Genomic DNA, 11,865 nt, shown 5'->3' on the forward strand with positions numbered 1-11,865 from the left:
TGGGGGGGGCCCCCCCCCCCGGGGGGGGCCCGCCCCCCCCCCGCCGACCGGGCCTTCGGCGGCCCGACCAGGGTCAGGTGGTCGGCTGGTCCCGGGTGCGTTGGCGGTGGGCCTTTTGCCGGCAGGCGTTCGAGCAGAAGCGCCGCGGTCGCCCTCCGGACCTGCTCGGGGGTGGAACGGGCTGCTGGCACTGCTCGCAGGGGCGGAGCAAGCTCTGCTCCAACGCGCGGACGGCGGCCTTCATCTCTGGCGGCAGGCCATCGGCCAGGTCCCGGAGCTCCGCCGAGACATTCCAGCCCTGCGGGTGCCGCGCCCTGGCCATCCTTTTGCGGAACTCCTGGTACAACTCCTGCCGCGACTTGCCGGTGTACTTGAGGACCTCGGGATTCGACATCATCACGGTGCCGATCATCTCGATCATGACCGTGGCGGTCTCCGCCGCCATGTCGCTGAGCTCCAGCGCGTTGGTGGTCGCGCTCCGGGCGGTGGGGTCGTTGGGGGTGCGTCGGCGTGTCACTGGGCACCGCCGGCGGGCACAGCGGTGGTGGTGCCGGGCTCGACGACCTGGCTGGGGATGACCGGGGAGGTCTGCGGTGCGGGCGCCGACGTGGTGGCACTGTTCTGCTGGCCGAGCTGGAGTCCGCGCAGCGGGGCGGTGAGCTCGCGTACCCCCTGGTAGCGGGGCGTGAACTTCTCCACTGCGCCGATCAGGCCGGTGAACTGACCCACCATGGTGGGCATGTCCTGGGACCGGGTCCGGGCGACGCACACCCGCACGATGTAGGCGATCAGGGCGGCGAGCACGACGATGGAGCCCAGGACGAGCACGACCACCAGGGCCACGAGGACGAAGACGACGACGAGGTTAGGGTCCAATTTTTCCTCCAGAGACGACGAGAGGCCCCCGCCGGACGGCGGAGGCCTGAGACTGTGTGGTTGTTTTCGGGCATGCAAAAAGCCCCGTCGATCGACGAGGCTCAAACACATCAAGACATAGATGTCCCGTTCGGGAAGCAGTCTGTCAGACGTCGAACGTGCAGTCAAACAGCTCTCTGAGCTGGGCATTTGGGGAGCACACCGGCGCGAGTACTTCCGGCTGGGTTTCGTAACGAGGGCGCCCTGCCAATGCCTACTCCCGCCAGCCCACGTGGTGAGCAGACCCTCGCGGACCGGGCCCGCGCTGGAGCGGGCGGCGGAGGCCGGGCGGCTGTACACCCGGACCCGGGCGGCCGGCTACATGTGGGTGCGCGAGGCGGACTTCGCGCACCTGCTGCGCTCGGGCTGGGTCGAGCCTGTCACCTAGGTCCACTCCGGCTGAGCAGTGCTGGCGCGAGTACCCGGCTGTGCCGCTGTTCCGCCGGGGCAACCTGGACGTGCTGCTCGCCCACCCTGGCATCGACTGGGAGGCGGTCCGGGCGACGGCGAGGGGCCAGCCCTCGCCGCTGGCCAGGCTGACCACCCGCGCTGGCCGGGGCGGCGAGTGACATCGGCGGCCGTCGGCGCGTGTACCCCGCGGCCGACGGACCCGGGTCAGAGCCAGCGCAGCGCGTCCGGCCCGGCGTCGGCGGCTGTCACGCCGGCACCGAGCACGTCGCGACGCCACAGCACGATCTGGGTGGTTCCGTCGTGGTACCAGCAGGGCCCGGTGACCAGCCCGATGCCGGGCTGTCCGCCAGCCACCCGTGAATCGCCGGGGCGTGGTACGCGTAGTCGTACAGGGAGGCCGTGATGGCGGCCGGGCGCCGCTCCCGCACCCAGCACAGGGTGTGGTCGAGCCAGTCCGGCCGGGCCCCCTAGCCCCTTCCGTTCATCGGCCCGCTCACCAGCACGACCACCGACACGTCGGCCTGTGCCAGCACCACCCCGCCGGTGGTCACCGGGTGCGCGCCGCGGACATCACGTCGAGGGTGGGATGGTGAGCATCATCGTGGTCCTGGAGCACCCGGACGAGCCGGTGCTGTTGCTGGTGCACGCCGCACCGTCCGACCCTGACGTGCCGGGCGATCCCGGCCCGGTGACCGCGTGCGGGATCGACACCACCGGGATGGTCGTCGCCCCGTGGGGCCGGGCCCGGCACGCGCTGGTATCCGCCGGATCTGCGGAACAAGGTGTGCCCGCGTTGCGACCGCGCGGTGCGATCCAGCGGGTAGCCCGCCGGTATTGCTCCGCGGGGGCGCCGACCTATGCGGCCTCGTCTCGACGCGGGTGGGCGGTCCCCGCCGCGTAGAGACAGAGCTCCGGTTGGGCAGACGGCTTGGTCACGAAGAGCTCGGGCGCGTCGTACACCAGCTGGTGAACCATCCTCCTCAGGATGCGCGTTCGCACTGGACTTGGGACAAGATCAGCGAGAACCGCGGTCCGGACCTCCAACCGTCGGATGCGATCGGCCACGGGACCAAGGCCGACCTGGGCGGCGGTGCGGACACCGCGGGCTTCATTGGCACGCTTCCACGCCTGCTCCCACGCCATGATCTCGCTGTCCGGCTGACCGCACGCCCTAACGATGGCCATGACCAGACCAAGCTTGGGCCACTGGCCATCGTGCAGCACACGGCTGAGAGTTGACCTGCTGAAGGCGGGGGCCACCCCCGCCTCAAGCAGATCGCTCTGGGTGCGCCCGGACCGGACGACCAGATTCCTGAGCGCGGCGAGCAGGTGGTGGGGCTGTGCGATGTCCTCCAGTGCGGGAGTCCGCGTCAGTCGGCGGGACCGCGCGCGGTCCCACTCGGCGCGTGCCTTGCACCTGTCTGCTGGCGTACCGCCACAGGCGGTCACGTAGGCCTTGACCTGATCCCACTCGGGCAGGACGCGGCCGGAGGTGAACCTCGACAGGGCGGAGGCCGAGAAGCCCGGCCGGTCGGCCAGGCTCTCGGCGAGGTCCGCGAGCGTTACCCTCTGCCGCACGCGCAGTTCGAACAGGAACAGCGCGAGGTCATGGAAGGGGGTATCGCTCGGCGGCCTGGCGGGGCGGCGTCCCATCATCGCCGCCGGCTAGGCGGTCATAGGGTTGGCGGCGGCGGCGACCATGCGTCCGATGACTCGGAACAGAGCACCCGCAGCCCTGCGGGGCGGCTTCACGAGGGTGGCGGCGACCACCCCGGTCGTGAAGACCAGCAGGGCAATGTGCGTCGGCACCGCGAACACCGTCAGCGCGACCGCGGCCACGCAGGCGACGATGATCACGATGATGATCGTCACCCCGACCGCCCACCACGGGACGTCATCACGCCGCCTCTTGCGAGTGCACGTAATCTTACCCTGCGTATTATGTTCCCTGGGTTTCCTATTCATCGCAATCACCCTCGCATTTCGTCGAGCAGGGGCTCCTTAAAGCTGTCCGACCGCTTTGCCCAGTGGTCGCACCGAAGCCTCCTGAAGACACAGTAAGGTGTCCGGGTCAGGGTGACGAGAGCCGATCCCCCGGGGGTCGGTGAGTTTGCCCAGATATTCCCGCCCAAGCTGGGATAATTCCTCCGCCGGACGACGATAATCGCAGGTCAGAGGCCTCTCCGCAGAGGACATCTCCAGGATTGTCCCGCACGAGAATTGCCCTGGCAGAGCTCGTTGGATACCGTCATACCCAGAGCCTTCGGGAGCCCCGAAGCTCTATCGCAGGTCCCTCTTAGAGATCGAGCAGAGAGCAGTACCTACTCCACGATGCTGTTGCCCCAGCACGACGGAGAAAACCCAGTTTAGGTGTATCACCCCACAAATCGAAGGGCCGCCCTGTCATGGGGCGGCCCTTTCGTCTGCGATAAGTGCCGATAGCCGACGAATGGACGGCCTCCCCGGATATCTGTGATCGAGGCGCCACGAAAGGTCACATCGGCTTGGGACCGGCTCCGGCCCGCCGGGACCGCCGTGCTGATCAGTTCAGGTTGACGTCGATGAAGTCGATGTCGGTGATGGACACCTCGATGACGGCGGCGTCACCCTCGCGGCCCTCGCGGAAGTACTCGTCCTGGAGGTACTCGGCCAGCACCTCCCTGGCCAGGGTCTCGTCCCCGGCTTCCTGCGCCTCCAGCAGGCGTTCGGCGTACTCCGGCGGGAGCGTCTTTCGGAAGTTGCGCATCCGCCCGTCGGGGGTGGTGGTCCCGGTCGCGGAGGAGGAGTAGCCGAACGCGGCGCGGGTGTTAACGGTGACCGGGCGCTGGCGTGCCGCCTTCGCGGCCTGCCGCTGGAGACCGGGCTTCCAGTCCTTCCGGACCTCAGACTCGATCTTCTTCGCGATCGCGGCCGGCGGGTTCTTGCGCTCGCCCTTGAGGTAGCGGCGCACCGCAGTGGCGCTGACGCCGAGGCGGGCGGCAACCTTGGCGACGGTTCCCTCCTGCTTCATGAGGAAGCCGACGCGGCCCTTGGTGGTCTTGTGGATCTCGGCCTGTTTGGGGGTGAGCTTGGTCCGGACGGCCTCGCCTAGGGCATCGAGCATCTTGCCCATCGCTCTCACTCTCCTTCGGTGTCGCGCTCATTCGCGCGGGGGGCGACGTAGCGGGCCGGGTTAACGCCCTCGGTCTGGCGCTCGGTGTACCAGGTCAGGGGGCGTGCGCCCTCCTGCTTGCACCAGCCGGGCTGGACACCGAGGCGGAACGCGCCGGGGAGCTGGCCGCCGTTAGGCGTGCGGGGGATCACCGCGAGCGCGGTGGCCTCGGCCGCCGGGTAGATGACGCAGTCCGAGTACGCCGCGAGCGGCGCCAGGCCAGTGGCCTGGTAGGTCTTGAGCATCTTGCGGTGCTGGGAGACGCGGGCCGTGGAGATGACGGCCGCGCGCACGTCCGGGCGCCACCACAACTTCTCCAGCTCCGGCCACGGCCGGCCCGGGGTGTAGCCCAGGTAGCGGGCCGGGGACTGGCGCAGCTTGCCGATGCCCGACTTCACGGTCTGCTTGATGTAGCGGGCGAGCGCGCGCTCAACGGGGTCGCCGGTGCCCTGGTTGTAGGCCTCCATCGCCGCCAGGAACTCCTCCGGCGCCATGCCGGGGACGATGCCCAGGGCGGCCATCGTGTCCTTGTAGGCGCGGGCGAGGTGCTCCTGCCACGGGTCGAGCCATGCGGCGACGGCCGGGCGGCGCAGCCATCCCTCGCTCGGCTCGACTGCCAGGCCCAGCTCGGCGGCGTAGGCGAGGGTCTGGGTGGTGTACCAGCCCGGCCCGGTCGGCGGCTTGCCATCAGGGGTGAGCGGGCACGGGAAGCGCGGGTCCCACTCAACGCCGGACAGGTCGGCGCGCCAGGCCCCCGGGGTCTTCTTGTCGAAGGTGGGCTTCACCTGGTGGACGGGGTCACCGTCGCCGACGAGCAACCGTGAGGCCGCGGCGAGGAAGCTGGTGTTGGTGTCGATGCCGACGACGCACGGGAAGCCAGCCTCGTCGTCGGCGACGGAGCGGTGCCAGTTCCAGGCCTCCTCCCGCATCGCGTCCGTCTCCTCGTCGCGGCCCTGGGCCAGCGGATGCTCCATCGGCGCCTCCGGCGGCGCGGGCTGCACAGCTCGGGTGAACGAGCCGGGGACGGGGCCGGAGACGTAGCGCTGCTCGTCCTCGCTCCACACTGCCCGGGTCGCCGGGCGCAGCTGGAGGAGCAGTTCGATGCTGTTGGTGCCCATCGAGCCGCGCGGGGCGATGACCCGGGTGGCGTAGGTGCCCAGGGTGCGGGCGACGTCGGCCGCGGTGGCGTCGGGGTCGATGGCCCAGCCGTTGGAGCTGCCGAGGGCGTCCCAGGGCATCACGGCGAGCTGGACGCACTGCCGGTTGCCGTCCTTGACCGGCTTGTAGAGGCGGGTCCAGGCGGAGAAGCCTCGCTTGGTGAGCTGCCAGCCGGCCTTGGTGAGTGCTTTGACGACCTTGTGGTCCTCGGGCAGGCGCAGCTGGCGGCGGTCCTCCAGCTCCGGCGGCAGGCCCAGCTTTGCCGCCGCCAAGGCCGTGAGCACGACCATCGGGTCGGCGTCGGTGCCCCACTTGTGCAGCCGCGCCTGGCCGAGCCCGGCCCCGAGCGCCCAGGTGGCCAGGGTGTTGATCGACTTCGCCGCGCACACCAGGGTGCGGCCGTCGGCCAGGTGCGCGGTGAGCGTCCCGTCCGAGGCGGCATCCAGGACCGCGAGGGGGCCGTTCGGGTACTCGGCCACCGGGGCGTCGCCGTGGCTGTCGGCCGGGGTGGTGCGGGCCCGAGCGGTCCGCTCCCGGGCGGCCGGGGCCGACTGCTGGACGGGAACCGGGGACGCGGGGAGGGGGTTCGCCTCGGCGGGCGCGGCCGGGACGGCGGCCAGGAAGCCGCCCCCGTCCGGCGTCGCGTTGCACGAGAACACGCCGGGGAGGTTCAGGTGGCGCGGGGTGCCGTCGGCCTCCCGGCGCGGAGTCGGCTTGCCGCACACCACGCACGGCGCCAGCTGTTCCTGGTAGGGCATGTCATCCTCCTCGATCGCGTCGGTAGCGGTGCCGTTCGTGGACGGCTCCGCCTCGGAGCCGCTGGTGTTGCCGAACAGGGTCTGCTCCACCTCTGGCAGGTCCGGGGTGTCCGTCCCGTCCTGCGGCGCGGTCTGGTCGCCATCGGCCGGGGGCCGGGTGGAGTCGTCCGACCCGTCGCCGTTCGTTCCGGGGTCGCCGGTGCCGTCGCCGGGCGGCGGGTTGTCTCCGTCGTCGCCGAGGTCCCAGAGGTACTCGGGCTTGATGAGGATCAGCCAGGGCTTCTTCCCCGCGATGTCGACCCGCCAGGTGGCCTCCCGGCCCTTCTGGGTCGCGTTGCGGTACGTCATGCCCGAGCGCAGCAGGGCGTTGGGCAGGGAACGGCTGGTCGTGCCTTTCACCTTGGCGTCGGTGCTGTTCTGGAGCAGGTCGTGCAGGTGCTCGGACGTGATACCGAGGGCCGGGCCCCGGTCGGGGAGCCAGTAGAACGCGGAGCCGCGGCCCTCCCAGACGGGCTGCTGGTTGTCGCCGATGCCTTTGTAGATGAGGCCCTGGGCCTGCTCGACCTCGTGGGGGACGGCGGGGCGGACGTTGCCGCCCGCGTCCCGGATGTGGGCCTTGCTGCGCAGCAGGCTGTTGCGGATGACGGCAGCCACGGCGGTGGGCAGGTCGTCCTGGGCAGCGTGGCGGTCGTCCATCTTCTCGGCCTGCTGGGCCAAGGAGTCGGCGAGCGGTCCGCAGACGGTGCGGGCGAGCGCCTCGCCGTCCATGTCGAGGACGTCGGCGATCAGGAGGATGCCCGCGAGCATGCCGCCGGCCGCCTTGATGACGCCCTCCATCGGGCCGTTGTAGTCGGGCAGGGCCTTGTTGACGTAGGGCTTGAGGAGCGTGGTGGCCTTGGCGTCGAGGTCCTCCAGGTACTCGGTCGCCTCGTCGCCCTGCTCATACAGGTGCTGGATGACCATCTCGCCGATCGTGCGCAGCGGGACCTCCAGCAGCTTGCCGCCGCCGTCGCGGTACCAGCGCCAGTCGAGCTGGCCGCCGTTCTCCGACATCTGGATGCACACCGCGCGGCGGTACAGAGAGGCCTGCATGGTGGGCGGCATCATCTGCGCGGTGGCCACGGGGATGCCGCGCACGTAGCTAGCTTCCTGGTGGCCGAGCTTGCGGGTGGAACGGCCGCGCATCTCCTCGTCGTTGCCGACCGAGCGGAAGAGCATCTCCAGCTTGTCGTTGGCCTCCCTCACCTCCGCCGGGGCGGAGTCGAGGGTGAGCGCCAGGTCCTCGATGAGCAGCGGGGAGTCCGCCTCGAAGGCCACGGCCAGCTCGATGGTGGTCTTGGTGTGGTGGAAGGCGCGGGTGGGCTCGGGCGGGAACGCCTCCGGGCGCTTGGTGAACAGCAGTCCGCGCTGGACGGCGCCGGTGGAGGTCTTGCCGGAGTTGCGCTCGCCGAAGAAGGCCAGGCCAGCAGTGACCGGGCGCAGCGTGAAGCCCATGGAGCGGGCGCCGGTGCCCACCGAGAATGTGCCGGTCCAGCCGTGGGCGGCGATCTCCTGGACCGCCTTGCGGCACTCCTCCATAGTGGCGGTCTTCTCCAGCGGCATCGCGGCCTTGCGGACGCGCTCGCGGACCTTGTCCTTGTCGACCTGCACCGGGCGGCCCTCGGGGAGGGTGCGGCCGTCGGCGAAGACGTAGGTGCGGCCGTAGCCGGGCAGGTCGTGCCAGCCGGTGCGCTTGACCACCAGGGTCCGGGGCAGGTCGAGGCCCTGCTGTTCCACGATGTTGACGAGGACTTCGCGCATGGCCTTGGTGCCGGTGCCGGAGGCGTCGGCGAATGTGTTCCAGCCGTCGACCGCGCGCAGGTCGGAGAGCGCGACGATGATGGTGTCCTCGCCGACGGTCACCTCGTAGTAGCGGTCCTTGACCTTGCCGTCCTCACCGAGGACAACTAGGCGCACAGTGACCTTCGGGCACCAGTACAGGGACTTGCGCCACACCGTGGAGCCCTTCGGGCCGCGCTGGCGCTTCCAGATCGCGCCGTTCACGCCCTCGGCAGGGTCGAAGCGCCAGCCGTCGGAGCCGTGCACCGGGCGGCCGGGCAGCGCCGCGTCCTGCTCGTCGTCGGCGTCCTCAACGGCGTCGGTGTCCGACGTGGAGGCCTTGGCCGGGGCAGGCCCGGTCGGCGCACCGCCGGTGGCGCACCTGACTCCCGGCCAGCCGGCCTGCAGGTCTGCGGCGGCCACCGGCACCAAGGCCTCCAGGCCGTGTCCGGCGTTCAGGTGGTCGGAGACGTCGGCCTTGCGGATCTGGACCAGCCCGCGCACGACCCGCACCGAGGCGGCGACGGGGGCCAGCTCGGTGCTGACGGTGAGGGCGTGCTTGTAGCCGGACTCGTCGTAGTCGGCGACGATCACGACGTGGGCGCCGGTCAGATGCTTGGTGTGCTGGGGGCGCCACTTGCCCGCGCCGGTCGGGTTGCAGGTGGCCACGGCGCCGAGCGCGGTGAGGCGGTCGGCGTCGCCCTCGCCCTCGACCACGTACACGGTCTCGCTGGAGGCGATGGCCGCGGTGACGGCGGGCAGGTTGTACAGGCCCAGCCAGTCGACCAGCCGCTTGGCCCCGGCCGGCTTCTTGCGGCCCGGGTAGTGGGTGGCGAAGGTCTTCTCGGTACAGGCCTCATTGGTGCAGCGGCGACGGATGATCGTGGCCAGCACCGTGCCCTGGGCGTCCGCGTAGACGTGGCGGGCTTCCTCGGCGTAGTCGTGCTGGTGGTCCGGCTCGGGCTTCGCCGCCGGGGGCTGGACGGGCTTGCGCTGCGCGGGCGAGGCCGGGACGGAAGCCGGGGACGCCGGACGCGGGAGGGAGGTGGCCGAGCCGCGCTGGAAGGCGGGCGAGACACCGTCGTAGAAGTCCCGGGTCTCGAACCCGAGCCCGGCGCGAATGTCGTGGAAGGAGCAGCTGCTCTTGCACTCGAACACCATCCGGCCGGCCTTGTCGGCCGTCGGCGGCTTCCAGTCGGCACTGAACGACGGCGAGTTGTCGGCGTGGCCGGTGGCGGGGCAGCGGGCGTCGATGTGGTCGCCCCGCGGGCTGGGCGCGCAGCCCAGGATGTCCAGGGCGTTCAGCATCCGGTGGAAGGAAGACCGCTCGCCAGAGAAGGCGTCACGGCCAGCGGGCGCGAGCGCGGTCACCGGGCCCCACCCCCGAACAGAGCACGAACGGGGGACTCCGGGAAGGTGATGATCAGGACATTTACGACGATGACGTGGTGCGGGGACCAGGTCACTGGGTACCCTTTCACTGAACTGTTCGAGGGCCCCGGCGAATCTTGGCGGATGAGACCGGGGCTTTCGGCTGTCTGGAGTCAGTTAGCTACGCTGCGCGGCTCTGCTTGGCCTCGGAGATCTCCCCCAGCAGATCGGTTAGGTCCCGGAGCGCCGCGAGCACCGCAGCGGGGTCCTCCGCAACCGCACGAGCTGTCTTTTCGTTGAGCAGCCCGGCCCTGATTGCCGACGCCACCCGCCTTCCAGTCTCGGGAGCCATCCCATAGCGAGGGCCAAGGCGTGGAATTCCGGCGATCCGACTGACGGTGCTCACCATGTACTGGCTGACACCGGCGGTGTTGGCGACCTCCGTCATCGTGATGCCGGTCGGCTTAGTCCGGGACTCGACGTCCATCTCGGTCACCTTCCCCACCTCTCTTCTGACGCTTCGATAGCTATAGCTATAGCAGTGCTTACACTATCGCCCCTTGACGGCCCATGAGGCTCGATTTCAACTACGACACGATCTTTTTTGCTGGGCACCACTGGGGAGGTCCGGCACCGTCCGCCTCGTCCGGCTCTCCTCAGCGGTGCCCGGCGCGGGGCCGGGCACCTGACCTGGGCTCAGTCGTTCCAGTCCATCGGGGAGCGGACGCTGACCTTTTCGATCACCGGCGGTTCCATCTGCGCGGTGACGTAGATAGTCGGCTCAACGCGGATCTGCGGGCTGCTGTGGGTGTGGTGGTGGGTGCTGTGGCTGCTGAACCGCAGGAAGGCCAAGCCGCGCAGGGCGAAGACGGACAGCACCAGCCAGCCGAGGGCGGCGACCCCGGCGGCAACCGGGCGGCCGGCGGGCGCGGTAGCCTGCCAGACCATCACGCTCGTCGCGGCCCCGTACAGGGCCCAGCCGAGCCGGGCGCCAAACGCGCGGAAGAGGAACGACCAGAGGAAGAAGCCGATCCCGGCGAGCTTCCACACCTCGTACGCGGTGGTGTCGTTGACCGGCAGTCCGGACGTGTGTTCACCGAAGTAGAGGTGCAGCGCCTGGGTGACGGTGGCCATCAGGCCGGTGTGGTGGGGCAGGTCAGAGCGGTCGAAGTGCACCTGCGGGGTGGAGGTGTGGGACGCGGCGTTGATGATGCCGGTGATCGCGCCGTAGACGATCCAGGTGACCAGGAGGCCGATGAGGATGACCACGGTCGCCTTCATCCAGGTCGCCGCGGGCCGGACGCCGTTGGCGTAGGCGCGCAGGTCGCGGCCCATCGCGGACAGCAGGGGGCTGACCGCCTCCCACAGCCGGCGCGCTCCGTCGGCGATCCGCTCGCCGACGGTCGGCTCCAGCGGCGACGGCGGCTCGGGGTCGGCTTGCTGCGGGCTGGTCTCGGGGTCCTGCTTGGCGAACTGGCGGCCGATGAAGGGGATCTGGTTGTCGTCGCGGTCGTTCACTGGGCGTCCTTCCGGAAGGTCAGGTCGGGAACGGTCTCGGCCTCGTAGTCGGTGCGGGCGTGGTCGAGCAGGCCGCGGTTGTAGTTGCCGTCGAGCAGGGGGCGCAGCTCGTCGGCGGTGGTCCACGGTTCGGTGATCCGTTCGGCGGCCTTATGGAGGCGGCCGGCGTAGAGGGAGATCTCGGGCCAGGGGGCGGCGGCCTTGGCGGTGAGCCACTGGCGGAAGGTCGGCCGGCCGGAGCGCACGCCGAGGCGGTCGGCGACGCGGGTGAGCTTGAGGGTGAAGTGGCGGGCGGGGTCGTCGGTGAAGCGGTGGAGGGCGACGAGGGCGGTGATGACGACGTCGCACAGTTCGTCGGCGACGTCGGCTCGGGTGTGGGTGACGCCCTTGCGGGGGTTCTGGCCGGTGGCGCCGATGTAGGCCTGCATGGTCTCGCCGACCTCTTCGCCGAGCTTGAGCAGGCGCATGGCGGTCTCGTTGTCGCCGTGGCCGTTGTGGTGGTCGAGCCAGGCGACCTGGCGGGCGATCTGCTCCCAGACGTCGTCGGCCGGGTCGGGGCCGGGGAAGCCGGTGCCGGTGTCGGTGGTGGTCATGGCGGGTGGTTCCTCCTTCGGGTTCAGCGCTGGTAGTGGGTGCCGACGAGGACGCCGACGGCTGCGACGAGGAGCAGGATCTTGATTCTGGTGAGCAACGCGGGGTCCGTTTCGCTGTGGGCGGTGGCCCGCCCCCCCCCGCCTTCGGGGGGGCGGGGCGTGGGTAAGCCGC

General features: G+C 70.4%; 11 protein-coding genes and 1 pseudogene. 2 read left to right on the forward strand and 10 right to left on the reverse strand.

What is annotated here, in order from left to right:
- Nucleotides 1–73 precede the first annotated feature (73 nt).
- Entirely contained in the window at nt 74–517 is a 444-nt protein-coding gene (locus ABZ885_RS27125) for a hypothetical protein (protein ID WP_360193804.1), read from the reverse strand.
- A complete protein-coding gene (locus tag ABZ885_RS27130; RefSeq protein ID WP_360193807.1) occupies nt 514–876 on the reverse strand; it encodes a hypothetical protein in 363 nt (120 codons plus the stop codon). Before ABZ885_RS27130 ends, ABZ885_RS27125 begins: the two co-directional genes overlap by 4 nt.
- 274 nt (nt 877–1,150) lie before the next feature.
- Here ABZ885_RS27130 and ABZ885_RS27135 point away from each other — a divergent pair, with 274 nt between their 5' ends.
- Complete coding sequence (locus ABZ885_RS27135) at nt 1,151–1,303, forward strand: hypothetical protein (protein ID WP_360193809.1); 153 nt, start codon at nt 1,151–1,153, stop codon at nt 1,301–1,303.
- A 40-nt stretch (nt 1,304–1,343) separates the two neighbouring features.
- A complete protein-coding gene (locus ABZ885_RS27140; protein ID WP_360193812.1) occupies nt 1,344–1,484 on the forward strand; it encodes a hypothetical protein in 141 nt (46 codons plus the stop codon).
- A 46-nt stretch (nt 1,485–1,530) separates the two neighbouring features.
- On the opposite strand, the gene ABZ885_RS27145 is transcribed toward ABZ885_RS27140, so the two are convergent.
- The 8 genes and pseudogenes from ABZ885_RS27145 to ABZ885_RS27180 form a co-directional block, all read right to left on the reverse strand.
- Complete coding sequence (locus ABZ885_RS27145; protein ID WP_360193815.1) at nt 1,531–1,680, reverse strand: hypothetical protein; 150 nt, start codon at nt 1,678–1,680, stop codon at nt 1,531–1,533.
- 501 nt (nt 1,681–2,181) lie between these two features.
- Nucleotides 2,182–2,982: a helix-turn-helix transcriptional regulator gene (locus tag ABZ885_RS27150; RefSeq protein ID WP_360193818.1), complete on the reverse strand. Its 801-nt coding sequence runs from the start codon at nt 2,980–2,982 to the stop codon at nt 2,182–2,184.
- Between the two features lie 9 nt (nt 2,983–2,991).
- Nucleotides 2,992–3,198, reverse strand: coding sequence for a hypothetical protein (locus tag ABZ885_RS27155; RefSeq protein WP_360193820.1), 207 nt, complete (start codon nt 3,196–3,198; stop codon nt 2,992–2,994).
- A 670-nt stretch (nt 3,199–3,868) separates the two neighbouring features.
- A complete protein-coding gene (locus tag ABZ885_RS27160) occupies nt 3,869–4,438 on the reverse strand; it encodes an XRE family transcriptional regulator (protein ID WP_360193823.1) in 570 nt (189 codons plus the stop codon).
- A 5-nt stretch (nt 4,439–4,443) separates the two neighbouring features.
- Nucleotides 4,444–9,519, reverse strand: coding sequence for a hypothetical protein (locus ABZ885_RS27165; RefSeq protein WP_360193826.1), 5,076 nt, complete (start codon nt 9,517–9,519; stop codon nt 4,444–4,446).
- A gap of 244 nt (nt 9,520–9,763) precedes the next feature.
- On the reverse strand, nt 9,764–10,078 hold the full coding sequence (locus ABZ885_RS27170) for a hypothetical protein (protein ID WP_360193829.1): 315 nt from the start codon (nt 10,076–10,078) through the stop codon (nt 9,764–9,766).
- A 200-nt stretch (nt 10,079–10,278) separates the two neighbouring features.
- Nucleotides 10,279–11,100 carry a hypothetical protein gene (locus ABZ885_RS27175; RefSeq protein ID WP_360193831.1) on the reverse strand — a complete coding sequence of 274 codons (822 nt, stop codon included), beginning with the start codon at nt 11,098–11,100 and terminating at the stop codon, nt 10,279–10,281.
- Nucleotides 11,101–11,414: 314 nt separating this feature from the next.
- Nucleotides 11,415–11,693 (reverse strand): annotated as a pseudogene (locus ABZ885_RS27180) (MazG-like family protein); the annotation flags it as partial.
- Between the last annotated feature and the right edge of the window lie 172 nt (nt 11,694–11,865).

The organism is Kitasatospora sp. NPDC047058 (genome assembly GCF_040643935.1).
Lineage (GTDB): Bacteria > Actinomycetota > Actinomycetes > Streptomycetales > Streptomycetaceae > Kitasatospora.

What these genes read in the sequence shown, in the direction of transcription:
- ABZ885_RS27150 (WP_360193818.1), bottom strand. Translation starts at nt 2,982, where the DNA reads ATGATGGGACGCCGCCCCGCCAGGCCGCCGAGCGATACCCCCTTCCAT.
- ABZ885_RS27160 (WP_360193823.1), bottom strand. Translation starts at nt 4,438, where the DNA reads ATGGGCAAGATGCTCGATGCCCTAGGCGAGGCCGTCCGGACCAAGCTC.
- ABZ885_RS27165 (WP_360193826.1), bottom strand. Translation starts at nt 9,519, where the DNA reads ATGCTGAACGCCCTGGACATCCTGGGCTGCGCGCCCAGCCCGCGGGGC.